We start from the raw sequence: 25,413 nt of genomic DNA, 5'->3' as shown, positions 1-25,413 counted from the left end.
TTGACGGCTCGTTGACGCCGGCCGCCGCCCGACCGGTCGTCAGGGCTCGTACCGGTAGCCGATACCGGGTTCGGTGATCAGATGGCGCGGCCGGGCCGGATCGCGTTCCAGCTTGCGGCGCAGCCCCGCCAGGTAGACCCGCAGGTAGTTGCCGCGCTCCTCCTGCGCCGGGCCCCAGACCTCGCGCAGGATCTGCCGCCCGGGCACCAGCCGGCCGGGGTTGGCGAGCAGCAGCGTGAGGATGCGCCACTCGGTGGGGGTGAGCCGGACCGGGCCGCCCGGGCCGGTGACGGTGGTGGCGGTGATGTCCACGGTGTGCTCGCCGATCACCGGCGCGGCCGGGGCGGGGCCGCCCGGCGGGCGGCGCAGCACGGCGCGCAGCCGGGCCAGCAGCTCCTCCATCAGGAAGGGCTTGGTGAGGTAGTCGTCGGCGCCGGCGTCGAGGGCGCCCACCTTGTCGGCGGCGTCGGTGCGGCCCGAGAGCACGATGATCGGCACGGCGCTGCGGCTGCGCAGGCCCCGGATGACGTCCATGCCGTCCAGGTCGGGCAGGCCCAGGTCGAGCAGGACGGCGTCGGGCGAGGTGCGGGCGGCCCGGTCCAGCGCCTCGCCGCCGCTGGCGGCCGTCCGGACGGCGTACCGGCGGGCGCTCAGATTGATCCGCAGGGTGCGCAGCAGCGCCGGTTCGTCGTCGACGATCAGGATCTCGCTCATGCGGGCGCTCCTCCCGGGTGGACGGCGGGCAGGGTGAGCAGCATGGTGGTGCCGCCGCCGGGGGTGTCCTCGACCTCCAGGCTGCCGCCCATGGCCTCGGCGAGGCCGCGGGAGAGCGCGAGCCCGAGGCCGACGCCGGTGGTGTTGTCGGTGTCGCCGAGGCGCTGGAAGGGCAGGAAGACGCGGTCGCGGTCCTCGGGGGCGATGCCGGGGCCGCGGTCGATGACGCGGACCTCCACCTGGTCGCGGAGGTGGCTGGCGGTGACCAGGACGGGGGCGCCGGGGGCGTTGTGCCGCAGGGCGTTGGCGATGACGTTGGCCAGCACGCGTTCCAGCAGCGGCGGGTCCACCAGGACGGCCGGCACCGTGTCGAGGTCGAGCGGCTGCACCGGCGCGTACGGGTCGGGGAGGGTGTCCAGGGCCCGGGGCAGGATCTCGTCGAGGTGGGTCTCGGCGAGGTGGAGGGTGAGGGCCCCGGCCTGGAGGCGGCTCATGTCGAGCAGGTTGTCCACCAGCCGGGTGAGCTTGACCAGGGACTCGTCGGCGGTGGCCAGGAGTTCGGCCTGGTCCTCGGCGGAGAACTCGACGTCGGGGCTGCGCAGCGAGCCGATCGAGGCGAGGGCGGCGGCCAGCGGGGTGCGCAGGTCGTGGCTGACGGCGGCGAGCAGGGCGGTGCGCATCCGGTCGGCGGCCCTGATCGGTTCGACCTCGGCGGCGACCACGGCGAGCCGGTCGCGCTCCAGGGCGGCGGCGACGTGGGCGGCGAAGGCGGTGAGGACGCGCTGGTCGGCGGCGGGCAGCCGGCGGCCGGTGAGCGCCAGCAGGGCGTCGGCGCCGACCGGGATCTCGGTGGTCTCCCCCGGTCCGGCGGGTTCGCCCTCGCCGTCGCAGCGGGCCAGCACCGTGCCGCCGGTGCGTTCCAGCAGGGCGACGGAGTCCATGCCGAAGGCCGTCCGGGACTTCTCCAGCAGGGCGGGCAGGGCGTCGGCGCCGCGCAGCACGCTGCCGGCGAGGGTGGACAGGGTCTCGGCCTCGGCGGTGGCCCGGGCGGCCCGGGTGGTGAGCCGGCCCGCGTGGTCGACCACGGTGGAGACGGTGAGGGCGACGGCGGCGAACACCACCAGGGCGACGATGTTGTTGGTCTCGCCGATGGTCAGGGTGTGGACGGGCGGGATGAAGAAGTAGTTCAGCAGCAGCGAGGCGACGAGGGAGGCCAGCAGGGCCGAGGTCGCGCCGCCGAGCAGGGCGACGACGACCACGCCGAGCTGGAAGATCAGCGCGTCGGTGGTGAGGTTGACGGTGTCGTGGGCCTGCGAGAGGGCGGCCGTCAGCAGCCAGGGCAGGACGAAGCCGGCGAGGAAGCCGGCGACGGTGCGGCGCCTGGAGTGGCGGCGGCCGAGCGAGGGCAGCCGGCCGCGGCCGGTGAACTCGTGGGTGACCATGTGGACGTCGATGTCCTCGGAGGCGTCCACGGTGGTCTCGCCGATGCCCGGGCCGGTGAGGAGCCGGGTGATCCGGCCGCGCCGGCTGGTGCCCAGGACGAGCTGGGTGGCGTCGTGGGCGCGCGCGAAGGCCAGCAGCGCGGTGGGGATGTCGTCGCCGACCACCACGTGGTAGCTGCCGCCCAGCGCCTCCACCAGCTGCCGCTGCTGGGCGAGCGCGCCGGAGGAGGCGCCGGCCAGGCCGTCGCTGCGGGTGACGTGCACCGCGAGCAGGTCGCCGCCGGCCGTGCGGTCGGAGATCCGGGCGGCGCGGCGGATCAGCGTCTCGCCCTCCGGGCCGCCGGTGAGGGCGACCACCACCCGCTCGCGGGTCTCCCAGACGCGGTCGATGTTGTGGCTGGCCCGGTAGTCGCGCAGCCCCTCGTCGACCCGCCCGGCCACCCAGAGCAGGGCGAGCTCGCGCAGGGCCGTCAGGTTGCCGACCCGGAAGTAGTTCGAGAGCGCGGCGTCCACCTTCTCCGCCCTGTAGACGTTGCCGTGGGCCATCCGGCGGCGCAGCGCCTGGGGGGCCATGTCGACGAGTTCGATCTGGTCGGCCCGGCGGACCACCTCGTCCGGGACGGTCTCGCGCTGGGGGATGCCGGTGATCTTCTGGACGACGTCGTTCAGCGATTCCAGGTGCTGGACGTTGACGGTGGTGACGACGTCGATCCCGGCGTCGAGCAGCTCCTCGACGTCCTGCCAGCGCTTGGCGTGCCGGCCGCCGGGGATGTTGGTGTGCGCCAGCTCGTCCACCAGGACCACCGCGGGCCTGCGCCGCAGCACCGCGTCGAGGTCCATCTCCTCGAACTCGGCGTCCCGGTAGGAGCGGGACACCCTGGGCAGCACTTCGAGCCCGTCCACCAGGCCTTCGGTGAACCTGCGCCCGTGGCACTCGATGTAGCCGACCACGACGTCCGCGCCACGGGCCCGTCTGCGCTGGGCCTCGTCCAGCATCCGGTAGGTCTTGCCGACACCGGGGGCGGAACCGAGGTACACCCTCAGCCGGCCGCGGCGGGGGCCGGTGCCGGGGGTGAGGTCGCGGGCCATGGGCGCTGCTCTTTCGTCTTCGTACGAGAGTCGGGACGTACGGCGGCCGACCCGGGCGCGGGGTGGTGCCCCGGCCCGGGTCGGCCTGTCTCACGGATCCAGCCGATCGGCCGTCACTTCTGCTGCGCCAGCGCGGTGTTGAGGAGGACGACGTTGACGCCCTCGTCGCCGAGGAAGCCGAGTGAGCGGCTCTCGGTGTACTTCTCGACGAGCCCGTTCAAGGTCTCGGCCGAGACGTTGCCGCGGGCCCTGGCGACCCGGTCGACCTGCTCCTTGGCGTAGGCGACCGAGATGTGCGGGTCGAGGCCGGAGCCGGAGGCGGTGACGGCGTCCACCGGCACGCTCGCCGGGTCGACGCCGTCGAACGCGGCGACGGCCTTGCGCCGCTCCTCGACGGCCGCGCCCAGGTCCTCGCTGTTGGGGCCCTGGTTGGAGGCGCCGGAGCTCCGCGGGTCGTAACTCCCCGCGGAGGGCCGGGGCTGGAACCACCGCGGGTCCGGGACGGCGGCCTCCTCGGCGTCGTCCGGGTTCTTCTTCGGCAGGTCGTAGTTCTGGCCCAGCAGGCTGGAGCCGACCTCCTTGCCGTCGGCCTTCACGATCGAGCCGTTGGCCTTGTCGCTGAAGGCGACCTGGCCGATGCCGGTGATCAGCAGCGGGTAGGCGAGACCGAGGATCACCGTCATCACCAGCAGCATCCGCAGTGCGGTGAAGTGCGTGCGCACGGTGGTGGGCAGGGGCTTGGACATCTGGGTTCTCCTCTCTCAGCTCAGGCCGGGGATGAACTGGACGACGAGGTCGATCAGCTTGATCCCGACGAAGGGGACCACCAGCCCGCCGAAGCCGTACAGCCCGAGGTTGCGACGCAGCAGCGAACTGGCGTCGGAGGGACGGTACGTGACGCCGCGCAGGGCGAGCGGGATCAGGCCGACGATGACCAGGGCGTTGAACACGATCGCCGAGGTGATCGCGGACTGCGGGCTGTGCAGGCCCATGATGTTGAGCCTGTCCAGGCCCGGGTAGACGCTGGCGAACATCGCCGGGATGATCGCGAAGTACTTCGCGACGTCGTTGGCGATCGAGAAGGTGGTCAGCGCGCCGCGGGTGATCAGGAGCTGCTTGCCGATCTCGACGATCTCGATCAGCTTGGTGGGGTTGGAGTCCAGGTCGACCATGTTGCCGGCCTCCTTGGCCGCCATGGTCCCGGTGTTCATCGCGACACCGACGTCGGCCTGGGCGAGGGCGGGGGCGTCGTTGGTGCCGTCGCCGGTCATCGCGACCAGCTTGCCGCCGGCCTGCTCCTTCTTGATCAGGGCCATCTTGTCCTCGGGGGTGGCCTCGGCGAGGAAGTCGTCCACGCCCGCCTCCTCCGCGATCGCCCTGGCGGTCAGCGGGTTGTCGCCCGTGATCATGATGGTCTTGATGCCCATCCGGCGCAGCTCGTCGAACCGCTCCCGCATGCCCTCCTTGACCACGTCCTTGAGGTGGATGACGCCCAGGACCTTGGCCGGGGCGGAGGCCGTCCTCGTCGCCACCACCAGCGGGGTGCCACCGGCGGCGGAGATGCCGTCGACCAGGGTGGAGACCTCGTCGGTGACCGTGCCGCCGTTGTCGGTGACCCAGGTGGTGACGGCGGCGGCCGCGCCCTTGCGGACCTGGTGGACGCCTTCGGCCTCGTCCAGGTCGACGCCGGACATCCGGGTCTGCGCGGTGAACGGCACCCAGGTGGCGTGCGTCAACTCGCCCTGGGCGCGCGCCCGCAGACCGTACCCGGTCTTGGCGAGGACGACGATGGAGCGGCCCTCGGGGGTCTCGTCCGCGAGGGAGGAGAGCTGGGCGGCGTCCGCGAGCTCCTCGGTGGTGACGCCCGTGGCGGAGAGGAACTCGGCGGCCTGGCGGTTGCCGAGGGTGATGGTGCCGGTCTTGTCGAGCAGCAGGGTGTTGACGTCGCCCGCCGCCTCGACGGCCCGGCCGGACATCGCCAGCACGTTGCGCTGGACCAGCCGGTCCATGCCCGCGATGCCGATCGCCGAGAGCAGCGCGCCGATGGTGGTCGGGATGAGCGCCACGATCAGGGCGACCAGCACGATCATCGACTGCGGCGCACCCGCGTAGGTGGCCATCGGCTGGAGGGTGACGACCGCGATCAGGAAGACGATCGTCAGCGAGGCCAGCAGGATGTTGAGCGCGATCTCGTTCGGCGTCTTCTGCCGGGCCGCGCCCTCGACCAGGGCGATCATCCGGTCGATGAAGGACTTGCCGGGCTCCGAGGCGATCTTCACCACGATCCGGTCGGAGAGCACCTTGGTGCCACCGGTCACCGCGCTGCGGTCACCGCCCGACTCGCGGATCACCGGCGCGGACTCGCCCGTGATCGCCGACTCGTCCACCGAGGCGACGCCCTCGACGACGTCGCCGTCGCCGGGGATGATCTGCCCGGCCTCGACCACCACGTGGTCGCCCAGCCGGAGCGCGGTGCCGGAGACCTCCTCCTCCGCCCGGCTCCTCGGCCAGTCGGTGAGGCGGCGGGCCATCGTGTCGGTCTTGGTCTTGCGCAGGGTGTCCGCCTGCGCCTTCCCGCGGCCCTCGGCCACCGCCTCGGCCAGGTTGGCGAAGATCGTGGTCAGCCAGAGCCAGACCGTGATCGACCAGGCGAACACCGACGGGTCGCCGATCGCGGCAACGGTGGTGACCACCGAGCCGACCTCGACCACGAACATCACCGGGTTCTTGACCATCACCCGGGGGTCGAGCTTCTTCACCGCGTCGGGCAGCGAGGAGAGGATCAGCTTCGGGTCCAGCAGACCGCCGGAGACTCTGTGCGGCGCCGCGGCGGGCGCCTCCGGCTGCGTGGCCGGCTTGTCGGTAAGGGTGGACGACATCAGGAGAGACCTTCCGCGATCGGCCCGAGAGCCAGGGCCGGGAAGTAGGTGAGGCCGACGACGATCAGGACGACGCCCGACAGCAGGCCCACGAACAGCGGCTTGTGGGTGGGCAGGGTGCCCGGGGTGGCGGGGACGGGCTGCTGCTGCGCGAGCGAGCCGGCCAGCGCCAGGACGAAGACCATCGGCAGGAACCGGCCGAACACCATGGCCAGGCCGATCGCGGTGTCGTACCAGTCGGTGTTCACGGTGATCCCCGCGAACGCCGAACCGTTGTTGTTCGCGCCCGAGGTGAACGCGTACAGCACCTCCGAGAAGCCGTGCGCACCGGAGTTGAGCATCCCGGCCCGCTCGCCGGGCAGCGCCATCGCGACACCCGTACCGACCAGCACCAGCGTCGGCGTGGTCAGGATGTACAGCGAGGCGAACTTCATCTCGCGCCCGCCGAGCTTCTTGCCCAGGTACTCCGGCGTGCGGCCGACCATCAGACCGGCCACGAAGACCGCGACGACCGCCAGGATCAGCATCCCGTACAGGCCCGAACCGGTGCCGCCGGGAGCGATCTCCCCCAGCATCATGTTGAACATCGTCAACCCGCCGCCGAACGGCGAGTACGAGTCGTGGAAGGAGTTCACCGCGCCCGTCGACGTCAGCGTCGTCGAGGCCGCGAACAGGCCGGAGGCCGCGATGCCGAACCGCTGCTCCTTGCCCTCCATCGCGCCGCCGGCCGCCTGCATCGCCGAACCGGAGTGCTGCGACTCGAAGAAGGTGATCAGCGCGACCGAGGCCACCCAGAACAGGCCCATCACCGCGACGATCGCGTAGCCCTGGCGGTTGTCGCCCACCATCTTCCCGAAGGCGCGCGGCAGCGCGAACGGGATCAGCAGGATCAGGAAGACCTGCAGCAGGTTGGTGAACCCGGTGGGGTTCTCGAACGGGTGCGCCGAGTTGGCGTTGTAGAAGCCGCCGCCGTTGGTGCCCAGCAGCTTGATGACCTCCTGCGAGGCCACCGGACCGCCCGGGACCGCCTGCGGGTCGCCCGCCAGGGTGGCCACCTCGTGGAAGCCGTGGAAGTTCTGCACCACGCCGTTCGCCACCAGCACCAGGGCGAACACGATCGAGACCGGCAGCAGCAGCCGCAGGGTGATCCGGGTCAGGTCGACCCAGAAGTTGCCCACCCGGTCCGTCCGGTTGCGGGTGAAGCCCCGGATCAGGGCCGCCACGATGGCGATGCCGACGGCGGCGGAGACGAAGTTCTGCACCGCCAGGCCGGCCATCTGCGCCAGGTGGCCCATCGCGGACTCGCCGCTGTAGGACTGCCAGTTGGTGTTGGCGACGAACGAGATCGCGGTGTTCCACGCCTGGTGCCCCGACATCTGGGGGACCCCGAGGCTCAGCAGCAGGTGGCCCTGGAGCCGGATCAGGCCGTAGAGGAAGAGCACGGAGACGGCCGAGAAGGCCAGCACCGAGCGCAGGTAGACCGGCCAGCGCTGGTCGGCGTCGCCGTCCACCCCGATGACCTTGTAGAGGCCGCGTTCGGCTCTGAGGTGCTTGGACGTGGTCAGGATGCGGGCGATGTGGTCGCCCAGCGGCCGGTAGCACAGGGCCAGGGCGCCCACCAGGGCGATGACCTGCAGCCAGCCCGCGAGAGTGGAGCTCATGTCAGAACTTCTCCGGGTAGATCAGCGCGACGACGAGGTAGCCGACGAGGGCGACGGCGACGATGAGACCTGCGATGTTCTCGGCGCTCATGCGTCCACCTCGCTCCGCTCGGCGGGCGCTTCGCGCCGCGCGCCGCCACTGACGGTTCGTTCGCTGCGCTCGCTCACAGCTTCTCCACCCCTCGCGCGATCAGGGCGATGACGGCGAACACGGCGACCGTGACACCGACGTAGATGAGATCGGACATGGGCTCCACCACAGTGGTTCGGAGGTGGCCGCGGCCAGGCCCTGGGGGCGGTCGACGCGGCGCCGGCGGCGGGCCGGCTAGGACAGCCAACCGCCCCTACGGACCGTTACCGCCGTTCTTGACGGCCTCCATACGGCGCCCGTTCGATTGTTGACGGGCTCCATACGGCGGCTCGGCGCCGTGGCGGGCGGGCGCGCCGCGGGCCCGCTTCGGGAGCGCCCCGGGACCGCTTCGGCACGGGCTCCGGAACGGCTTCGGAACCGGCGTGGGAACGGCTCCGGCACCGCTCCGGGACCGGCTCCGGAACGGCTTCGAGGGCGGCTCCGGGGCCCGCCCGCCGGGCATGCCGAGAGCCCCGGACCGTGCGGTCCGGGGCTCTCGCGGGCGAAGCCTCAGGCGTTCTCGGGCGCCGGCAGCTTCTCGTACTCCGACCGCGTCGCCGGCTCGCCGCGGCGGACCGCGCCGGGGGCCCGGCGGGACGGGTGGTAGGCCTTGCTGGAGGAGGTGAGCTGCCACGGCACGCTGATCACCATCACCCCCGAGGTGAACAGCAGCCGGCTCTTCAGCCAGAGCGCCGACTGGTTGTGCAGCAGGTGCTCCCACCAGTGCCCGACCACGTACTCGGGGATGAACACGGCCACCGCGTCCCGGGGGCTGGTCCGGCGGTACTCGCGCACGTACCCCACCACCGGCCTGGTGATCTCCCGGTACGGCGAGTCCAGCACCTTCAGCGGCACCTGGACGTCCAGGTCCCGCCACTGCCGCTCCAGCTCGTCGGTGGCCTCCTGCTCCACCGCCACGGTCAGCGCCTCCAGCGAGTCCGGCCGGAACGCCTGCGCGTAGCCGAGCGCCCGCAGCGTGGGCTTGTGCAGCTTGGAGACCAGCACGATCCCGTGCACCTTGGAGGGCCGCACCGAGTCCGCGTGCGGGTCGTCCACCGCCAGCTCCTCGGCGACGCTGTCGTAGTGCCGGCGGATGCCCCGCATCATCACCCAGAGCACGACCGCCGCGACCACGGCCAGCCAGGCGCCCTGGGTGAACTTGGTGAGCAGCACGATGACCAGCACCAGCGCCGTGGTGACCGCGCCGAAGGCGTTGATCACCCGCGACCGCTGGGCCGAGCCGCGCACGGCCGGGTCGGCCTCGGTGCGCAGCACGCGGTTCCAGTGCTTCACCATGCCGATCTGGGAGAGCGTGAAGGAGGTGAAGACGCCCAGGATGTAGAGGTGGATCAGGCTGGTGACGTCCGCGTCGTACAGCCAGAGCAGCCCGCCGGCCACCACCGCGAGCGCGATGATGCCGTTGGAGAAGGCCAGGCGGTCGCCGCGGGTGTGCATCTGCCGGGGCAGGTAGCGGTGCTCGGCCAGGATCGAGGCCAGCAGCGGGAAGCCGTTGAAGGCGGTGTTGGCCGCCAGGATCAGCACCAGCGCGGTGACGGCCTGGATGAAGTAGAAGAGGAGGCTCTGGTCGCCGCCGAAGATCGCGGCCGCCAGCTGGGCGATCACGGTCTGCTGCGGCGCGGTGTGGCAGTCCCCGGGGAAGCCGGTCAGCGCGCAGGCGTCGTCGGTGATGTGGACCTTGGACATCAGGGCCAGCGCGGTGATGCCGACGAACATGACCACGGCGGTGGTGCCCATCACGGCCATCGTGGCGGCGGCGTTCTTGGACTTGGGGGCCCGGAAGGCCGGTACGCCGTTGGAGATCGCCTCCACGCCGGTCAGCGCCGTGCAGCCGGAGGCGAACGCCCGCAGCCCCAGCATCAGCAGCCCGAGCCCGGCGAGGGTGTCCTTGCCGTCCACCGGCAGGACCCCGTACGAGGCGCTGGCCGCGACCGGGGTGTCCCCGAAGGCCGCCTTGATCAGGCCGGTGACCACCATCAGCAGCATGCCGCCGATGAACAGGTACGTCGGCGCGGCGAAGGCCTTGCCGGACTCCCGCACCCCGCGCAGGTTCATCGCCGCGAGCAGCACGACGAAGGCGACCGCCAGCTCGACCCGGTGGTCGGCCAGCGAGGGCAGCGCCGAGATGATGTTGTCGACGCCCGAGGCCACCGACACCGCGACCGTCATCACGTAGTCGACCAGCAGCGAAGCCGCCACCACCAGCCCCGAGTTGGCGCCGAGGTTGCGGGACACCACCTCGTACGAGCCGCCGCCGCTCGGGTAGGCGTGCACGACCTGGCGGTACGACATCACCACGACCGCCATCAGGGCGACCACGCCGGCCGCGACCCACGGGGTCAGGTACAGGAAGGCGGTGCCACCGACGGTGAGCACCAGCAGGATCTCCTGGGTCGCGTAGGCGACCGAGGAGAGCGGGTCGGAAGCGAAGATCGGCAGCGCGAGGCGCTTGGGGAGCAGCGTCTCGCCCAGCTCCTCGCTGCGCATGGCTCTGCCGATCACTAGGCGCTTGAGCGCCTGGGGCACGTTGAACACATGGGCGAGCGTAAGGGCCGGGAACGGGCCGGCAATGGGCCCGGACGGAGTGCCGCGAGCGCCCGACACGCCCTTTGGGAGGGGTGTTCCCGCAGGTGGAAGCCGCTATGTGCGGGGCGTGCCGGGCGAACGGGGGGCGTTTGGGAGGCGTTGAGAGGGCCCGTTAAGACATCGTCAAGATATGACGATCGGATAGGGCATTCACGACATAGCCGACGAATCCACCGGGTGCGCGACGTCCGACCCCGCCTCGTCCGGGCCCCTCCCGCCACCCCCTCCGCCCCCCTACATCCGCATCCGCAGCCGGCAGACCACCGCGTCGGTGTGGCGGCGCAGGGCCCGGTCGATGACGGCGCCGCGCCGGTTCTGCAGCGCCCGCTGCCAGGGCCGGACCGGCTCGACCTCGGGGATCAGCACGGTGAGGCGGTCGTAGGCGTGCTCGGTGGCGAGCCGGTTGACGAAGGCGGCGATCGGCGGACCGAGCCGGCGGTGGTCCTCCGGGATCTCCACCAGCGGCACCCCCGGGCGCCAGAGCTCCCAGTCCCGGCGCAGCGCCTCGGCCTCGGCGGGTTCGTGCACCACGGTGACGGCCATGACCTCGTCGCCGAGCGAGAGGGCGGTGGAGAGGGCGTCGCGGGTGAGGCGGGTGATCGCGGTCACCGGCACGACGACCAGGCTCCGCTGCGGGGTGAGCGGGCCGGGGACGCGCCCGAGCTCCAGGCGCTCGCCGATCCGGGCGTAGCCGCGGTGGATCGCCTCGAAGAGCAGCACCAGCAGCGGCAGGGCCAGGCAGATGCCCCAGGCGCCCTCGGTGAACTTGGTGCCGGTGACGACGACCGCGGCCACCCCGGTGAGCAGCGCGCCGAAGCCGTTGAGGGCGGCCTTCGCCCGCCAGCGCGCCGGCTTCTCCAGGGACCAGTGGCGGACCATGCCGACCTGGCAGACGGTGAAGCCGACGAACACCCCGATCGCGAACAGCGGGACCAGGCTGTTGACGTCGCCGCCCGAGCCGACCAGCAGCACCGCCGAGACGGCGGCCAGGAAGAGCACGCCGTGGCGGTGGACCTGGCGGTCGGCGCGCAGGGCGAAGACGTGCGGCAGGTGGTTGTCGCGGGCGAGCAGGTGGAGCAGGACGGGCAGCCCGCCGAAGGAGGTGTTGGCGGCCAGCCCGAGCAGGACGACGGTGGAGAACTGCACCAGGTAGAAGCCGGCGCCGTGGCCCAGCGAGGCGTCGGCGAGCTGGGCGAGGACGGTGACGCCCTCGACCGGCTGGAGGTGGAAGCGGCCGATCAGCACGGCCAGTCCGATCAGCATCACGCCCAGCAGCGCGCCGAGCGCGACCTCCGTACGCTGCGCGCGCTTCACGCCCGGCGCGCGGAACGACGGGACAGCGTTCGCCACCGCCTCCACGCCGGTCAGCGCCGAGCAGCCGGCCGCGAAGGCCTTGAGCAGCAGCAGCGCGCCCACCGCGGTGGCGTTGCCGGCCAGCACGGACGCGTGCCCGGCGGCGGCCTCGGTGCTCGCCGGCGCCGCCCGGAACAGGCCGACCACGATGATCGCCAGGATCGACAGCACGAACACCGCCGTCGGCGCCAGGAACCAGCGTGCCGACTCCGCGATCCCCCGCAGGTTCACCGCCGTCACCAGGGCGAGCACGCCCAGGCAGAGCCAGACCCGGTCGTCGTACAGGCCCGGCACCGCCGAGGTCAGCGCCGCCACCCCGGCCGTCACCGACACCGCGACGTTCAGCACGTAGTCGATGACCAGGGAGGCCGCCGCCGTCAGCGCGGTCCGCCGCCCCAGGTGCGCCTTGGCCACCGCGTACGCGCCGCCGCCGTCCGGGAACGCCGCGATCACCTGCCGGTAGGAGGCCACCAGCACGGCCAGCAGGACCGCGATCGCCGCCGTCACCGGGAGCGTGAAGCCCAGGCCGTACGCCCCGGCCGCCGCCAGCACCAGCACGATCGACTCCGGCCCGTACGCCACCGACGCCATCGCGTCCAACGACAGTGCCGCGAGCCCGCCCAGGGCGGTCAGCCGGTGGCGGTCCGCCGGGGCCGCGCCGGTATCCGGGGGCTCGGGCTCGGCGGTGACAACCGGGGTGGTGGCGCTGGACATCGGACAAGACCTCCGCAGTCGGGTACTGCTCCGATCCTGCGGGCCCCCGGGCTGCTCGCCGCCCTTCCCCTACGCGTTCCTGACGGGCCGCCGGGCGTCCTTGACGCCTCGTTGACGCCCCTCGCGCGCGAAGTGGCGGGGAGAGTGGGCGGGGTGGGTGGGCCGATGTCCCGGCGGGCGCCGGTTGGGAAGACGATCAGCTCGGACGGAGGACCCCCGGCGCACCTGAGCACGTCCGGGACTTCTCGGCGGGGAGGCTGAACGGCCCGCCCCACCCCTCGGAGAACACTCTGCTGCTTGCTCCGGGCAATTGCAAGTAATGCGCAATAATGCCGACCCGCCTGTTGCGCTACTGTCCGCTCATGATCAACCACTCTCCGCATCGGGACCGCCACGCCGGCTCCGGCCCCCTCCTCCTCATCGACCTCGACCACACCCTGGTCGAACGCGACGGCGGCGCGGACGCCTGGACCCCGGGCTTCTGCACCGCCCACGGCCTCCCCCTCGACGCCGCCCCCGTCGTCTTCACGCTCTTCCGCGCCGACCGCTCCCCCGCCGGCTTCGCCCGGATCGCCGCCCGCTACGGCCTCCCGCAGTCCGGCGGGAGCCTCTGGGAGGAGCACGTCGCCCGCGAGGCCGCCCGCACCCACCTGATCCCCGGCGTCCCCGCCGCCCTCGCCGCCCTGCGCGAAGCCGGCTGGACCATCGGCGTCGTCACCAACGGCTGCACCGACATCCAGCGCGCCAAACTCGCCCGGACCGGCCTGCTCCCCGCCGTCGACACCGTCTGCGTCTCCCAGGAGGCCGGCGTCCGCAAGCCCGCCCCCGAGATCTTCCGACTGGCCGCCGCCCGCCTCGGCCGCACCCTCACCCCCGACGCCTGGATGGTCGGCAACAACCCCGCCACCGACGTCCAGGGCGCCCACGCCGCCGGCATCCGCTCCATCTGGATCACCCCCGCCCCGCCCCCGCGCCTGCCCGCGTCCCACCCCACCCCCACCCACACCGCCCCCGACACCCCCACCGCCACCACCCTCCTCCTCACGGGCCAGTGAGCCGGTGAGCCAGTGAGCCGGTGAACCGGGCCGCTCCCGCCCGTCCGCCGATGTCGGCCCCCTCGGGCAGGCTGTCCCCATGCGCGCACCCCGAGTCCAGTGCCCCGCCTGCGGCCGACCGGTCGCCCTGATGCCCACGCGCCGGTCCGGCTACGGCGTCATCCACGACCACAAGAGGGACCGCCGCTCCCTGGTCCTCTGCGAGGCGAGCATGCGTCCCCTCCCGCTCTCCCAGGCCACCGCCTGGCAGGACGCCCTCCCCGGAGTCGTCCCCGACCCTCCGGCACCCACACTCTTCTGACACCCCGGCACCACCCCGCCGGGCGGGCCCCCGCGCACTCGTCCGGATACAACAGAACCGGCCCTGAGCGGCGTTTCCGCTGCTCAGGGCCGGTCTGGTAATCCAGTGGCTGGTGTAGGGTTCGAACCTACGTAGGCTATGCCGGCAGATTTACAGTCTGCTCCCTTTGGCCGCTCGGGCAACCAGCCAGGATTGGTGTCTCGCGGGGGCTTGCCCCGTTCGACTCCGTAAACAATACCCGATGCCGGGGGGTGGTTCGCCACCCGGTTGGTCACGTGATGATCAAGGGACCTGGCGTGGCTGTCGGGGGCGGTGGCGGGGTGGTGCTGGATAGGCTGGGGTGGCGGGCGTCCGGTGGGACGGTCCGTGTCAGTGAAGCCAGAGCATCAAGGAGACCAACACCCATGGCCGACTCCAGTTTCGACATCGTCTCGAAGGTCGAGTGGCAGGAGGTCGACAACGCGATCAACCAGACCTCGCGTGAGATCGCCACCCGCTTCGACTTCAAGAACGTCGGCGCCGAGATCAGCCGCTCCGGCGAAACGATCGAGATGAAGGCCAGCGGCGAGGAGCGGGTGAAGGCCATTCTGGACGTGCTGCAGAGCAAGTTCATCAAGCGTGGCCTGTCGCTGAAGGCGCTGGACGCCAAGGACCCGCAGCTGTCCGGCAAGGAGTACAAGATCTTCGCGGACGTGAAGGAGGGCATCTCCCAGGACGATGCCAAGAAGGTCGCGAAGATCATCCGTGACGAGGGCCCGAAGGGCGTGAAGGCCCAGGTCCAGGGTGACGAGCTCCGCGTGAGCTCGAAGAGCCGTGACGACCTGCAGACCGTCCAGGCACTGCTCAAGGGCAAGGACCTCGACTTCGCGATCCAGTACGTGAACTACCGCTGACCCCGCGGGGCGTGCGCGGCGAGGCCCCGGTCCCGGGTTCGGGACCGGGGCCTCGCCCGTTGGCCGGGGGGTCAGCCGGCGGCGGGGTGGGGGTGGAGGGCGGCCAGGCGGGCCGCGGCGTCCGTGAGGGACTGCCCCTGCGCCTTGAGCGTGGCGAGCTGCTCCGACAGGGCCGGCGCGGTGGCGCCGGGGACGCTCGGCGGGTCCGGGACGGTCACCGGCGGCGTCGGCAGCTGGCCGAGCAGGCCCTGGAGGACGGCCTGCAGCGAGGCGAGCAGCTGCTGGATGCCGAGGTCCGGGAGGGAGGAGAGCAGGGACGGGATCAGCCCGGTGACCGTGCCGACGAGGTCGCCGACCGTCCCGAGCACCGCGCCCGGGTCGGGGACGGCGGAGAGGTCCGGGGCGGCGGGCGCGGCGGGGAGGCCGGGCACCGGCGCACTGGCCGGAGGCACCGTCACGGGCAGCGGCGCATCGGCCGGACGCGCGGGGACGGCCGGGACGGCGACGGCCACCGGGAAGCCCGGCAGGGCCGGGACGGTGACGGCGAAGGGGGACGTTCGGGGAGCCGGGCCTTCATGGCCGGCGGGGGTGGCGGACGCCGTGGCGACCGGGGTCAGCACGATGGCTGCGGTCAGCGCGGCGGCCATCCAGGTGGCACGCATGGGTGTTGCTTCCTCTCGATGCGAATCAGGCGAAATGCCTGATTCACACGTTGGGGCACGCCAGTTGACCCGGCCACCGCGCCTACGCCGAACGGTTCACGCCCCGCCGGGGGCGGCCCAGTGCCCGGTGCTGCGGTGGGCGGCCAGGCCGACCGCCTCGAACTCGTCGTGGTGGCGGGCGTCCACGACGCGGGCGCCGATGCGCCGCAGGGCGCGGGAGATCGGGCTGCCCTCGGGCGGACTGGGCTCGAACTCGCCGCTGACGAGCGGCCCCAGGTCGAGCCGGCCGTCGGCCCAGACGGCGGCGCGCTGGGTGCCGCTGCCGCCGAAGTAGTCGGCCTCGACGCAGGCGATCGGGCCGGCCTTGGACCAGGCGGCGAGCCGGCGTTCGAGACCGTCCGGGAACCAGTCGAAGCCGGACTCGCCGCCGAACCCCGGCTCACCGCGGCCGAACTGGAGCGCGGACAGGAAGGCGGGGGTGGCCGGTATCAGGGCCAACCCCTGGGACAGCGGACTGAGATGGGCGGCCGGGACCTCGGCGGCGGCCACCGCGAGCAGCTCCGCCGAACCGATCAGCGCCTGAAGTTCGTACGACATTCAGTCATCCTGAACCACGGCACTGACACTCCGCCCGGCATTTACCATTCCGTACCCGGACGGGTACGACCCGGACGGCACCGCTCCGGGCGCGGGTCGCCCCGGGAACGGGCACGAGCGGCCCCGGGGCCGGGCGCGGCCCACCCCGGAAGCGGGCGCGAGCGGCCCCGGAGGAGGCCCCACAGCAGGCTCCGCAGCAGGCCCCGCAGCAGGCCCCGCAGCAAACCCCGGCCGGCGGCGGTCCCCGGCCGGCACCTGGCCAAACCTCCGGCACGCGGTCCTGACAGTCGATCACCCGTGCGGGTGCACGCCGCATGCGACACCCCCGGCAACCGGGTGAACTGGCCGGGTACGGCCCGCCTCCGGGGATCTCCCGGAGCGAACGCACCCGGGGCCGCACCCGAGGAGGACGCATGAGTTCGATGGAGGCACCGTCGCCCGGCCGGGGCAGCCCGGGCCCGACCACCCCCCGGAAGAGCGGCGGCGCGGTGGCCGCCCGGATGGCCAGCGCACCGCGGATGTCCTGGCTGACCCTGGCGCTGATGACGACCAGCTCGGTGGCCAGCCTCCGGGCCGCCCCGACCATGGCGGTGTACGGCCTGGCCTGCGTCTTCCTCTACCTCGTCCCCGCGATCGTCTTCCTGCTGCCGACCGCGCTGGTCTCCGCCGAGCTGGCCTCCGGCTGGGAGGGCGGCGTCTACCGCTGGGTGTCGGAGGGCCTGTCGAAGCCGCTCGGCTTCCTCGCCGTCTGGTGCCAGTTCGCGATGACGATCTTCTACTACCCGTCCCTGCTCGCGTACGTGGCCTCGACCATCGCGTACGTGGTCAACCCCTCGCTGGCCAGCAACGGCCCGTACACCGCCGTGGTGATCATGGTGCTGTACTGGACCGGCGTCTGGGTCTCCTCGCGCGGGACGAAGGCCGTGGCCGGCCTCTCCTCCTGGGGCCTGGTGATCGGCACCCTGATCCCCGGCACGCTGCTGGTGGTGCTCGGCATGGTCTTCCTCGGCCAGGGCAACTCCTCGGCCGCCCCGATGAACGCCGCGCACATCTTCCCGCAGTGGACCGGCCTGGCCAGCCTGGTGCTGATCGTCAACAACTTTCTCAGCTACTCCGGCATGGAGATGAACGCGGTGCACGTCTCCTCGCTCCGCGACCCGGCCCGCGAGTTCCCGCGGTCGATGTTCACCGCCTCCGGGATGGTCCTGCTGATCTTCATCCTGCCCGCACTGGCGATCAGCTGGGTGGTGCCGTCCAGCGAGCTGAGCCTGACGGCCGGCGTGATGCAGGCCTTCGACGCCTTCTTCCAGTACTTCCACATCGGCTGGCTCACCCCGGTGATCGCGGTGGCGCTGGTCGCCGCCGCCCTCGGCGGCATGCTGACCTGGCTGGCCGGGCCCTCCAAGGGCCTGCTGATGATCTCCCGCCAGGAGGGCTACCTGCCGCCGTTCCTGCAGCGGCTGAACAAGGAGGGCATCCAGCAGAACCTGCTGGTCACCCAGGGTGTGGTCACCACGGTCATCGCGCTGGCGTACGCGCTCATCCCGAACGTCTCCAGCGCCTACTGGATCTTCTCCGTGATCACCACGCAGGTGTACCTGATCGTCTACCTGCTGATGTTCCTCGCGGCGATCCGGCTGCGCCGCACCCAGCCGGACCACCCCCGCGGCTACCGCGCCCCGGCGCTGGTCCTGGTCTGCGTGACCGGTTTCCTGGCCTCGGCGGCGGCGATGGCGATCGGGTTCGTGCCGTCCTCGCAGTTCGGCAGCGGCAGCGTCTGGTCGTACGTCGCGATCGTCGCCGGCGGCCTGGTGCTGCTCGGCCTGGTGATCCCGTACCTGTTCCTGCGGCTGCGCGAGCCCTCCTGGCGCTCCCCCGAGGCCCAGGCCGAACTGGCCGCGCAGGAGGCCCAGGAGCGGCGCGACGCCACCGGAGGTGCGGCATGAGCGGCACGATGATGGCCTCCCGCCACCGCTGGATCTACGTGGGCGCGATCGTCCTGCTGGTCGGGATGGTGATCACCGGCCTGCTGACGTACGAGCAGCTGCACAGCACCAACCAGGCCAACGACAAGGCCAAGCAGCTCTCCTCGGCACTGGGGGCGGCCGGTTACCCGGTGCCCAGCCAGAGCCAGATCGTGCACACCCTGGGCGAGGACGGCGGCGCCGTCTGCGAGAACCCGGCGAACGCGCTGACCCAGGCGCAGTGGAAGTACGGCATGTCCAACGGCGCGGGCGGGCCCGGGCAGCGTCCGGTGCTCTCCGACCGCGAGGTGGTGTTCGCGGAGTCGATCGTGCTCTCGGTGTACTGCCCGGACAAGCTCGCCGACATCAAGGAGAAGATCGACGACCTCAAGCTCCGCGACACCGTACGGAACTGACACTCCCTCAGACATTGCCCCGACCCCACGACCGATCGCTCAGGAGTCGTACCCATGACCGACGAACTCGCCCGCCGGATCGCCGACCTGATGCCCCGGGCCAAGGCCGACCTGGCCGAGCTGGTCGCCATCCCGTCCGTCGCGGACCCCCGCCAGTACCCGCCGGAGAAGTGCCGCGAGGCCGCCGAGTGGGTCGCCGCCGCCTTCACCGGCGCCGGGCTGCGCGACGTCCACCTGGAGGAGACGCCGGACGGCAGCCACGCCGTGATCGGCCACCGCCCGCCCCCGCCCGGCGCTCCGACCGTCCTGCTCTACTGCCACTACGACGTCCAGCCGCCGCTCGACGACGCGGCCTGGACCTCCCCGCCGTTCGAGCTCACCGAGCGCGACGGCCGCTGGTACGGGCGCGGCACCGCCGACTGCAAGGGCAACATCGTCATGCACCTCACCGCGCTGCGGGCGCTCGGCGACGACCTCCCGGTCGGCATCAAGTTCGTCGCCGAGGGTTCGGAGGAGCAGGGCACCGGCGGCCTGGAGGCGTACGTGCCCCCGCACGCCGGCGAGTTGCACGCCGACGCGCTGCTGGTCTGCGACACCGGGAACGCCGCCGTCGGCGTGCCCACCGCCACCACCTCCCTGCGCGGGGTCACCAACGTGGTGGTCACCGTCTCGACCCTCGCCGGCGACATGCACTCCGGCATGTTCGGCGGCCCCGCCCCGGACGCCCTGGCCGCGCTGATCCGCGCCCTCGACTCGCTGCGCGACGCCGACGGCGGCACCCGGATCGACGGGCTGGACTGCACCGGCACCTGGAGCGGCGTCGGCTACGACGAGCAGCAGTTCCGGACCGACGCCGGGGTCCGGGAGGGCGTGCGGCTGACCGGTTCGGGCACCGTCGCCGACCGGCTCTGGGCCAGGCCCGCCGTCACCGTGCTCGGCATCGACTGCCCCCCGGTGGTCGGCTCGGCCGCCGCCGTCCCGGCCACCGCCCGCGCCCGGGTCAGCCTGCGGGTGCCGCCCGGCACCGACGCGCAGGCCGCCCAGGACGCGCTCACCGCGCACCTGGAGGCCGCCGTGCCGTGGGGCGCGCAGGTCGGGGTCGAGCCGGAGAGCGTCGGCTCGCCGTTCCGCGCCTCCACCGGCGGGCCGGCGTACTCGGCGCTCGACAAGGCCGTGCAGGAGGTCTACGGCAAGCCGATCTCCTTCCTCGGCCAAGGCGGTTCGATCCCGCTCTGCAACGTGTTCGCCCGCACCTACCCGGAGGCGGAGATCATCCTGATGGGCGTCGAGGAGCCGCGCTGCCTGATCCACGCACCCAACGAGAGCGTCGATCCCGGCGAGATCGAACACATGGCCAATGTCGAGGCGTTGTTCCTCCGGCACTACGCCGACTCCGTCCGGACGTGATGGAGTTCGGAGCACGCGACAGCAGCCCGCGCCCGGCGGCCGGCCCGATCCGGACGGCCGCCGGTCCGGGACCGACGCCGGTACGGGACAGACGCAGAGAGGAACCCTCATGCCACGACCGTTCACCACCGAGGACTACACCGCCCGGATGGCCCGGGCCACCGCCGCCGCGGCCGCCGCCGGACTCAGCGGCCTGGTCGTCGCCCCCGGCCCCGACCTGGTCTACCTCTGCGGCTACCAGCCGACCGCGATCACCGAACGGCTGACCGCGCTGCTCCTCACCGACGGGAACGAACCCGCCCTGATCGTCCCCAAGTTGGAGCGCCCGGACGCCGAACGGGCCACCGGCGCCCCCGGCCTGCGGCTGCTCGACTGGACCGACGGCGAGAGCCCGTACGCCACCGCCGTCCCGCTGCTCGACCCGGCCGGCCGCTACGGCGTCTCGGACAACGCCTGGGCCATGCACCTGCTCGGCCTCCAGGCCGCCCTGCCGGGCGCCGGCTGGACCTCGCTCACCGAGGCGCTGCCGATGCTCCGGGCGGTCAAGGACACCGACGAGCTGGAGCGCCTGGCCGCGGCCGGCGGCGCCGCGGACGCCGCCTACCGGGGCATCCTGGAGGTGCGGTTCGCCGGCCGGCGGGAGACCGACGTGGCCGCCGACCTCAGCGCCCTGCTCATCCAGTACGGGCACAGCCAGGTCGACTTCACCGTCGTCGGCTCCGGCCCCAACGGCGCCAACCCGCACCACGAGGCGGGCGACCGGGTGATCCGCGCCGGGGACACCGTCGTGCTGGACTTCGGCGGCCTCAAGGACGGCTACGGTTCCGACACCACCCGGACCGTGCACGTCGGCACCGACGTCCCGGCCGAGGTGCAGAAGGTGCACGACGTCGTCCGGCAGGCGCAGCAGACCGCGTTCGAGGCCGTCCGGCCCGGGGTGACCTGCCAGGAGATCGACCGGATCGCCCGCCGGGTGATCACCGAGGCCGGGTACGGCGAGTACTTCATCCACCGCACCGGGCACGGCATCGGCATCACCACGCACGAGCCGCCGTACCTGGTCGAGGGCGAGGAGCAGCCGCTCGTCCCCGGGATGTGCTTCTCGATCGAGCCCGGCGTCTACCTGCCCGGCCGGTTCGGGGTGCGGATCGAGGACATCGTGACGGTGACCGAGCAGGGCGGCCGGCGGTTCAACAACACGCCCCACGAGCTGGGCACCGTCGCCTGACCGCGGCCGGAGCGGGCCGCTGCGCTGTCCGGTGTCTTTCTGAGTCTTTGCTGGACGACAGGCCGTTCGCGTGAAGAGTTCTCAAAGAATGCCTTGCTAGCTTCGGCTGGCATGACCAAACTGCTCCGCCCGGCGCCGCCCCCACCCGCGAGCGCCGGGCGGCTGCGTCCGGTGACCCGGCCGCTGCCCGGTGCGCCCGCCAGCGCACTGGCCCGGCTGCGGCTGCTGGCGTGGCCGCTCTACCTCGTCGCCCTGCTCTGGTACGTGCGCACGTACGGCCTGCCGTACTCCAACGACGTGGTCTTCTGCTGGCTGATCGGTGCCCTGCTGGCCGCCGCGGTGCACAGCGGCCACGGACCGCGCGGCTTCCTGCTGGTGCTGCGGGACTGGGTGCCGGTGATGGCCGTCGTCTGGGCGTACTCGCTGCTGCGCGGGTACGGCGCCCACACCCCGTGGGCCCCGCACTGGCGGCCGCAGCTGCGGGCGGACGAACTGCTCGGCTTCGGTGAGACCCTGACGGTCCGGCTGCAGTACGGGCTCTACACCCCCGGGTCGCCGCACTGGTACGACTACGCGGCGGTCGCCGTCTACATGTCGCACTTCTTCATGATCTTCGTGGTGCTGGCCGTGCTCTGGCGGCGCCGCCACGACCGGTTCCGGCACCTGCTCACCTGCTACCTCGCGCTGACCTTCGCCGGGTTCGCGACGTACATCCTCTTCCCGGCCGACCCGCCGTGGCTCACCGCGCAGGAGGGTCACATGCCGGCGCTCACCCGGGTGGTGTCGGACGTGCTGACCCAGAGCGGGCTGCCGCGGGCCGGGTCGGTCTTCGAGAACGGCAGCCGGTTCGCCAACGACGTCGCCGCGATGCCCTCGCTGCACTCCGCCTACCCGGCGATGCTGCTGTTCTTCTTCTGGCCGACGGCCGCCCGGTGGCTGCGCGTGCTGCTGGTCGCGTACCCGCTCGCGATGGCGTTCACCCTGGTCTACGGGGCGGAGCACTTCATCGTCGACGTCTTCGCGGGCTGGGCGTACGCGGCGCTGGTGGTCTACGGCGTGCAGTGGCTGCGCGAGCGGCGCCGGACCAGGCTGCTGGCGGCCGCCGCGCCGGGGTAGCCGGCCCGGGCCGCCGGACGACGGCCCGCCACCCCCGCACCGGGTCGGCGGCCGCCACCGGCAGACTGGGCGGGTGACCGAGACGCCCATGAGGCCCACCCAGGACCAGCTGCTCGCCGCCCGCGACAGCACCATCGCGGACATCGTCGCCCCCGGGCTGCGGGTGCTGTTCTGCGGCATCAACCCCGGCCTCTGGTCCGGCGCCACCGGCCACCACTTCGCCCGGCCGGGCAACCGGTTCTGGCCCGCCCTGCACCGCTCCGGGTTCACCCCGCGCCTGTTCCGCCCGGACGAGCAGCGCGAACTGCTCGACCTCGGCCTGGGCATCACCAACGTCGCCCCGCGCACCACCGCCAAGGCGGACGAGCTCACCGCCGAGGAACTGCGCGAGGGCGGCGCGGCGCTCGCCGAGCGCGTCCGGTCGCTGCGCCCGCGGGCCCTGGCCGTGCTCGGCATCGGCGCCTACCGGACGGCCTTCGGGCGGCGGACGGCGGCGGTCGGCCGGCAGCCGCAGGGCCTCGGGGAGACCGAGGTCTGGGTGCTGCCCAACCCGAGCGGGCTCAACGCCCACTACACGCCGGACGCGCTGGCGCAGGAGTTCCGGCGGCTGCGGGAGGCGCTGGAGTAGCCGGCCGCTGACGACCCGGCCGCCTACACCGCCGCCAGCCCCTCCGGCAGGGCCAGCGCCCGCAGTTCGCGGATCATCGCCCGGACGGCCGCGGTGCCCGCCAGCTCGGGCGTGGTGACGTACCCGACGTACCGGCTGGGCGGGCGCGGGCCGAGGTCGGTGACGGCGAGGCCGGGCGGCGCACCGAGCAGGGCGGTCCGGGGCATGATCGCCATGCCGAGCCCCTGGGAGACCAGCGAGACGGCGACGGTGTCGTCCTCGACGTCGATGGTCGCGGGCGGGATCCAGTCCTGGCGGTCCCACCACTGACGGGTGTAGGAGCCGCAGTTCTCGTCCCAGTCGACCAGCGGCAGCCCGTGCGGCGCCGGGTGGCCCTGCGGGTGCACCAGCGCGTACGTCTCCTCGAACAGGCGGACCGCGACCAGCCCGGGGACGGGCGGCGGCCCACCGGCGTCCAGGGTGGCGAGCCCGAGGTCGGCGCGGCCGTCCGCGACCTCGCCGGCCGTGCCCCGGCCGATCTCGCGAACGATCCGCACCTGCGGGGTCAGCCCGGGGTGGCGGGCGGTGAGCCGGGCCAGCACCGGCGGCAGCAGATGGGCGGCGACGCTGCGGAAGGCGGCGATCCGCAGCGGTCCGGTCACCTCCGCGGCGGCGTCCTGCGTACCGGCGCCGCGCACCTCCGGGCCCATCGCCTCCAGCAGCCGCAGGATGCGCCGGGCGTAGGCCACGGCCCGCGCGCCGGCGTCCGTGGGGCGCGCGCCGTGGCGGCCGCGCTCGAAGAGCACCGCGCCGAGCTTCCGCTCGCAGACCCGCACCGCGTGCGAGACGGCGGACTGGGTCGTGCCCAGGCGCACGGCCGCGGCGGTGAAGCCCTTCTCCTCCTCGACGGCCACCAGGATCCGCAGCTCCTGCGGGGCGAGATCGGGCGTGGCGGCGCGTTCGACGGCGGGGGCAGGGCCGGTGCGCCCCGGCGCGGTGACGTTCATGGGCCGAATCTACCGGCATCCATCGATCCCGCTCATGGACCGGGCCCTTCCATCGACGCGGACCCCTGCCCGGCGCACCACCGCGCTCCCTACGGTGATCACCTCAGCCCCGCCCCTTCGACCGTTCCGGAGCCCCCGATGACCCGCCCCACCGCCCTCGCCGTCCACCAGGTCTCCCGCCCGTCCGGCGCCCCCACCGCCGCCGACTTCGCCTTCGTCGAGGAGACCGTCCCGGTGCTCGCCGAGGGCGAGGCCCTGGTCGAGAACGTCTACCAGTCCGTCGACCCGTACATGCGCGAGGAGATGGACGAGGGCGGCTGGGAGCTCCACGCCCCGCTGGAGGGCCGGACGCTCGGCCGGGTCGTGGAGTCCCGCACCCCCGCGCTGCCCGTCGGCACGCTGGTCCACCACCGCCGGGCCTGGCGCACCCTCTCGGTGGTCGGCGCGGCCGAGGTCACCGTGCTGCCCGACTTCGCGGGCGTCCCGCTCAGCGCCCACCTGAGCGTGCTGGGCGGCACCGGCCTCTCCGCCTGGGTCGGCCTGACCAGGATCGCCCGCCTCCGGCCCGACGAGACGATCTTCATCTCGGCCGCCGCCGGCGGTGTGGGCAGCGCGGCCGGGCAGCTCGCCCGGCTGCTCGGCGCCGGCCGGATCATCGGCAGCGCCGGCTCCGCCGCCAAGGTCGGGCACCTCACCGACCGCCTCGGTTTCGACGCCGCGTTCGACTACCACGACGGCCCGATCGGCGACCGGCTCCGCGAGGCCGCCCCGGACGGCCTGCACGTCTACCTCGACAACGTCGGCGGCGACCACCTCGAAGGCGCGATCGGCGCGCTGCGCGACCACGGCCGGATCGCCTGGTGCGGCGCCGTCGCCCAGTACAACCACCGGAGCCGGCCGCCCGCCGCGCCGCGCAACCTCTTCGACGTGGTCGGCAAGAGCCTGCGCCTGGAGGGCTTCCTGGTCCGCGACCACCTCGACGCCCGGCCGGAGCTCTACGACTTCCTCGTCCCCCACCTGCGCTCCGGCGCCGTCGTCCCGGACGAGACCGTCGTCCGGGGCTTCGAGAACGTGGTCGACGCCTTCCTGGGCATGCTGCGGGGCGCCAACACCGGCAAGATGATCGTCCAGCTCACCGACGCGCCGTGACCCACCAGCGGCAACGGGTCAGCGTCCGCCGAACCGCTCGTCCGTCGACACGACCTCGCGCCCCAGCGGCATCAGCGAGATCGGGATCATCTTGAGGTTGGCCCAGCCGAACGGGATCCCGATGATCGAGATGAAGAGCGGGATGCTGGTCGCGATGTGCGCCAGCGCCAGCCACCAGCCCGCGAACACCAGCCAGATCACGTTGCCGACGCAGGACGGCGCCCCGGCGTCCGCCTTCTCCACCGTCGTCCGCCCGAACGGCCAGATCACGAAGCCGGCGATCCGGAACGAGGCGATGCCGAAGGGGATCGTGACGATGAGGACGCAGCAGATGATGCCGGCGATGGCGTAGCCGATCGCCATCCAGATGCCGCAGAAGATCAACCAGATGGCGTTCAGGACGAATTCGATCACCTTCATGGTGG

Annotated in this window: 22 protein-coding genes and 1 tRNA gene; 10 read left to right on the top strand and 13 right to left on the bottom strand. The window is 72.7% G+C overall.

All coding sequences use genetic code 11. The annotated features are described in order from the left end of the window. Window positions 1-39 precede the first annotated feature (39 nt). The 8 genes from ACWDRR_RS11825 to ACWDRR_RS11790 form a co-directional block, all read right to left on the bottom strand. Complete coding sequence (locus ACWDRR_RS11825; RefSeq protein ID WP_449772015.1) at window positions 40-714, bottom strand: response regulator; 675 nt, start codon at window positions 712-714, stop codon at window positions 40-42. Continuing rightward, a complete protein-coding gene (locus tag ACWDRR_RS11820) occupies window positions 711-3,245 on the bottom strand; it encodes an ATP-binding protein (RefSeq protein WP_449772014.1) in 2,535 nt (844 codons plus the stop codon). Before ACWDRR_RS11820 ends, ACWDRR_RS11825 begins: the two co-directional genes overlap by 4 nt. A gap of 113 nt (window positions 3,246-3,358) precedes the next feature. After that, window positions 3,359-3,991 carry a potassium-transporting ATPase subunit KdpC gene (gene kdpC, locus ACWDRR_RS11815; RefSeq protein WP_449772013.1) on the bottom strand — a complete coding sequence of 211 codons (633 nt, stop codon included), beginning with the start codon at window positions 3,989-3,991 and terminating at the stop codon, window positions 3,359-3,361. A gap of 15 nt (window positions 3,992-4,006) precedes the next feature. Next, the gene (gene kdpB / locus ACWDRR_RS11810) at window positions 4,007-6,124 is read right to left on the bottom strand and encodes a potassium-transporting ATPase subunit KdpB (protein WP_449772012.1); all 2,118 of its coding nucleotides are present in this window, start codon (window positions 6,122-6,124) and stop codon (window positions 4,007-4,009) included. Next, window positions 6,124-7,785 carry a potassium-transporting ATPase subunit KdpA gene (gene kdpA, locus ACWDRR_RS11805; protein ID WP_449772011.1) on the bottom strand — a complete coding sequence of 554 codons (1,662 nt, stop codon included), beginning with the start codon at window positions 7,783-7,785 and terminating at the stop codon, window positions 6,124-6,126. The genes kdpB and kdpA overlap by 1 nt, the downstream gene beginning before the upstream one ends. A gap of 1 nt (window position 7,786) precedes the next feature. Then, the gene (gene kdpF, locus ACWDRR_RS11800; RefSeq protein ID WP_097237446.1) at window positions 7,787-7,876 is read right to left on the bottom strand and encodes a K(+)-transporting ATPase subunit F; all 90 of its coding nucleotides are present in this window, start codon (window positions 7,874-7,876) and stop codon (window positions 7,787-7,789) included. 549 nt (window positions 7,877-8,425) lie between these two features. Further along, the gene (locus ACWDRR_RS11795) at window positions 8,426-10,420 is read right to left on the bottom strand and encodes an APC family permease (RefSeq protein WP_449772061.1); all 1,995 of its coding nucleotides are present in this window, start codon (window positions 10,418-10,420) and stop codon (window positions 8,426-8,428) included. Between the two features lie 333 nt (window positions 10,421-10,753). Continuing rightward, window positions 10,754-12,586 carry an APC family permease gene (locus ACWDRR_RS11790; protein ID WP_449772010.1) on the bottom strand — a complete coding sequence of 611 codons (1,833 nt, stop codon included), beginning with the start codon at window positions 12,584-12,586 and terminating at the stop codon, window positions 10,754-10,756. Between the two features lie 362 nt (window positions 12,587-12,948). On the opposite strand from ACWDRR_RS11790, the gene ACWDRR_RS11785 reads away from it, so the two are divergent. Further along, complete coding sequence (locus tag ACWDRR_RS11785) at window positions 12,949-13,641, top strand: HAD family hydrolase (protein WP_449772009.1); 693 nt, start codon at window positions 12,949-12,951, stop codon at window positions 13,639-13,641. Between the two features lie 79 nt (window positions 13,642-13,720). Further along, a complete protein-coding gene (locus ACWDRR_RS11780) occupies window positions 13,721-13,942 on the top strand; it encodes a hypothetical protein (protein WP_449772008.1) in 222 nt (73 codons plus the stop codon). Window positions 13,943-14,048: 106 nt separating this feature from the next. Here ACWDRR_RS11780 and ACWDRR_RS11775 read toward each other — a convergent pair. Beyond that, window positions 14,049-14,130: transfer RNA gene (locus ACWDRR_RS11775), tRNA-Tyr, on the bottom strand. Window positions 14,131-14,346: 216 nt separating this feature from the next. On the opposite strand from ACWDRR_RS11775, the gene ACWDRR_RS11770 reads away from it, so the two are divergent. Further along, complete coding sequence (locus tag ACWDRR_RS11770; RefSeq protein WP_449772007.1) at window positions 14,347-14,835, top strand: YajQ family cyclic di-GMP-binding protein; 489 nt, start codon at window positions 14,347-14,349, stop codon at window positions 14,833-14,835. Between the two features lie 71 nt (window positions 14,836-14,906). Here ACWDRR_RS11770 and ACWDRR_RS11765 read toward each other — a convergent pair whose 3' ends face one another. Then, a complete protein-coding gene (locus tag ACWDRR_RS11765; protein WP_449772006.1) occupies window positions 14,907-15,497 on the bottom strand; it encodes a hypothetical protein in 591 nt (196 codons plus the stop codon). A 96-nt stretch (window positions 15,498-15,593) separates the two neighbouring features. Continuing rightward, window positions 15,594-16,094, bottom strand: coding sequence for a hypothetical protein (locus tag ACWDRR_RS11760; RefSeq protein ID WP_449772005.1), 501 nt, complete (start codon window positions 16,092-16,094; stop codon window positions 15,594-15,596). Between the two features lie 413 nt (window positions 16,095-16,507). On the opposite strand from ACWDRR_RS11760, the gene ACWDRR_RS11755 reads away from it, so the two are divergent. From ACWDRR_RS11755 to mug, 6 genes are all read left to right on the top strand, one after another. Continuing rightward, a complete protein-coding gene (locus ACWDRR_RS11755; RefSeq protein ID WP_449772004.1) occupies window positions 16,508-18,040 on the top strand; it encodes an APC family permease in 1,533 nt (510 codons plus the stop codon). Further along, a complete protein-coding gene (locus ACWDRR_RS11750) occupies window positions 18,037-18,474 on the top strand; it encodes a hypothetical protein (RefSeq protein ID WP_449772003.1) in 438 nt (145 codons plus the stop codon). The genes ACWDRR_RS11755 and ACWDRR_RS11750 overlap by 4 nt, the downstream gene beginning before the upstream one ends. Before the next feature lie 54 nt (window positions 18,475-18,528). Further along, a complete protein-coding gene (locus ACWDRR_RS11745; RefSeq protein ID WP_449772002.1) occupies window positions 18,529-19,881 on the top strand; it encodes a M20/M25/M40 family metallo-hydrolase in 1,353 nt (450 codons plus the stop codon). A 109-nt stretch (window positions 19,882-19,990) separates the two neighbouring features. Beyond that, complete coding sequence (locus tag ACWDRR_RS11740; RefSeq protein ID WP_449772001.1) at window positions 19,991-21,109, top strand: aminopeptidase P family protein; 1,119 nt, start codon at window positions 19,991-19,993, stop codon at window positions 21,107-21,109. Window positions 21,110-21,220: 111 nt separating this feature from the next. After that, on the top strand, window positions 21,221-22,225 hold the full coding sequence (locus ACWDRR_RS11735) for a phosphatase PAP2 family protein (protein WP_449772000.1): 1,005 nt from the start codon (window positions 21,221-21,223) through the stop codon (window positions 22,223-22,225). A gap of 88 nt (window positions 22,226-22,313) precedes the next feature. Beyond that, the gene (gene mug, locus ACWDRR_RS11730; RefSeq protein WP_449772060.1) at window positions 22,314-22,853 is read left to right on the top strand and encodes a G/U mismatch-specific DNA glycosylase; all 540 of its coding nucleotides are present in this window, start codon (window positions 22,314-22,316) and stop codon (window positions 22,851-22,853) included. Between the two features lie 23 nt (window positions 22,854-22,876). Here the strand turns inward: mug and ACWDRR_RS11725 are convergent, their stop codons facing one another. After that, a complete protein-coding gene (locus tag ACWDRR_RS11725) occupies window positions 22,877-23,839 on the bottom strand; it encodes a LysR family transcriptional regulator (RefSeq protein ID WP_449771999.1) in 963 nt (320 codons plus the stop codon). A gap of 138 nt (window positions 23,840-23,977) precedes the next feature. Here ACWDRR_RS11725 and ACWDRR_RS11720 point away from each other — a divergent pair, with 138 nt between their 5' ends. Further along, on the top strand, window positions 23,978-24,988 hold the full coding sequence (locus tag ACWDRR_RS11720) for an NADP-dependent oxidoreductase (protein WP_449771998.1): 1,011 nt from the start codon (window positions 23,978-23,980) through the stop codon (window positions 24,986-24,988). A gap of 18 nt (window positions 24,989-25,006) precedes the next feature. Here the strand turns inward: ACWDRR_RS11720 and ACWDRR_RS11715 are convergent, their stop codons facing one another. Beyond that, window positions 25,007-25,408 carry a YccF domain-containing protein gene (locus tag ACWDRR_RS11715; RefSeq protein ID WP_449771997.1) on the bottom strand — a complete coding sequence of 134 codons (402 nt, stop codon included), beginning with the start codon at window positions 25,406-25,408 and terminating at the stop codon, window positions 25,007-25,009. Between the last annotated feature and the right edge of the window lie 5 nt (window positions 25,409-25,413).

It is taken from the genome of Kitasatospora sp. NPDC003701, from assembly GCF_053587085.1.
The sequence above is the reverse complement of the archived record's forward strand: the minus strand, read 5'-3'. Positions and strand labels throughout refer to the sequence as shown.

What these genes read in the sequence shown, in the direction of transcription:
- ACWDRR_RS11740 (WP_449772001.1), top strand. Translation starts at nt 19,991, where the DNA reads ATGCCACGACCGTTCACCACCGAGGACTACACCGCCCGGATGGCCCGG.
- ACWDRR_RS11760 (WP_449772005.1), bottom strand. Translation starts at nt 16,094, where the DNA reads ATGTCGTACGAACTTCAGGCGCTGATCGGTTCGGCGGAGCTGCTCGCG.
- kdpA (WP_449772011.1), bottom strand. Translation starts at nt 7,785, where the DNA reads ATGAGCTCCACTCTCGCGGGCTGGCTGCAGGTCATCGCCCTGGTGGGC.
- ACWDRR_RS11790 (WP_449772010.1), bottom strand. Translation starts at nt 12,586, where the DNA reads ATGTCCAGCGCCACCACCCCGGTTGTCACCGCCGAGCCCGAGCCCCCG.
- ACWDRR_RS11720 (WP_449771998.1), top strand. Translation starts at nt 23,978, where the DNA reads ATGACCCGCCCCACCGCCCTCGCCGTCCACCAGGTCTCCCGCCCGTCC.
- mug (WP_449772060.1), top strand. Translation starts at nt 22,314, where the DNA reads ATGAGGCCCACCCAGGACCAGCTGCTCGCCGCCCGCGACAGCACCATC.
- ACWDRR_RS11785 (WP_449772009.1), top strand. Translation starts at nt 12,949, where the DNA reads ATGATCAACCACTCTCCGCATCGGGACCGCCACGCCGGCTCCGGCCCC.
- ACWDRR_RS11770 (WP_449772007.1), top strand. Translation starts at nt 14,347, where the DNA reads ATGGCCGACTCCAGTTTCGACATCGTCTCGAAGGTCGAGTGGCAGGAG.
- kdpB (WP_449772012.1), bottom strand. Translation starts at nt 6,124, where the DNA reads ATGTCGTCCACCCTTACCGACAAGCCGGCCACGCAGCCGGAGGCGCCC.
- ACWDRR_RS11825 (WP_449772015.1), bottom strand. Translation starts at nt 714, where the DNA reads ATGAGCGAGATCCTGATCGTCGACGACGAACCGGCGCTGCTGCGCACC.
- ACWDRR_RS11725 (WP_449771999.1), bottom strand. Translation starts at nt 23,839, where the DNA reads ATGAACGTCACCGCGCCGGGGCGCACCGGCCCTGCCCCCGCCGTCGAA.
- kdpC (WP_449772013.1), bottom strand. Translation starts at nt 3,991, where the DNA reads ATGTCCAAGCCCCTGCCCACCACCGTGCGCACGCACTTCACCGCACTG.
- ACWDRR_RS11820 (WP_449772014.1), bottom strand. Translation starts at nt 3,245, where the DNA reads ATGGCCCGCGACCTCACCCCCGGCACCGGCCCCCGCCGCGGCCGGCTG.
- ACWDRR_RS11715 (WP_449771997.1), bottom strand. Translation starts at nt 25,408, where the DNA reads ATGAAGGTGATCGAATTCGTCCTGAACGCCATCTGGTTGATCTTCTGC.
- ACWDRR_RS11755 (WP_449772004.1), top strand. Translation starts at nt 16,508, where the DNA reads ATGAGTTCGATGGAGGCACCGTCGCCCGGCCGGGGCAGCCCGGGCCCG.
- ACWDRR_RS11745 (WP_449772002.1), top strand. Translation starts at nt 18,529, where the DNA reads ATGACCGACGAACTCGCCCGCCGGATCGCCGACCTGATGCCCCGGGCC.
- ACWDRR_RS11750 (WP_449772003.1), top strand. Translation starts at nt 18,037, where the DNA reads ATGAGCGGCACGATGATGGCCTCCCGCCACCGCTGGATCTACGTGGGC.
- ACWDRR_RS11735 (WP_449772000.1), top strand. Translation starts at nt 21,221, where the DNA reads ATGACCAAACTGCTCCGCCCGGCGCCGCCCCCACCCGCGAGCGCCGGG.
- ACWDRR_RS11795 (WP_449772061.1), bottom strand. Translation starts at nt 10,420, where the DNA reads ATGCGCAGCGAGGAGCTGGGCGAGACGCTGCTCCCCAAGCGCCTCGCG.
- kdpF (WP_097237446.1), bottom strand. Translation starts at nt 7,876, where the DNA reads ATGAGCGCCGAGAACATCGCAGGTCTCATCGTCGCCGTCGCCCTCGTC.
- ACWDRR_RS11765 (WP_449772006.1), bottom strand. Translation starts at nt 15,497, where the DNA reads ATGCGTGCCACCTGGATGGCCGCCGCGCTGACCGCAGCCATCGTGCTG.
- ACWDRR_RS11780 (WP_449772008.1), top strand. Translation starts at nt 13,721, where the DNA reads ATGCGCGCACCCCGAGTCCAGTGCCCCGCCTGCGGCCGACCGGTCGCC.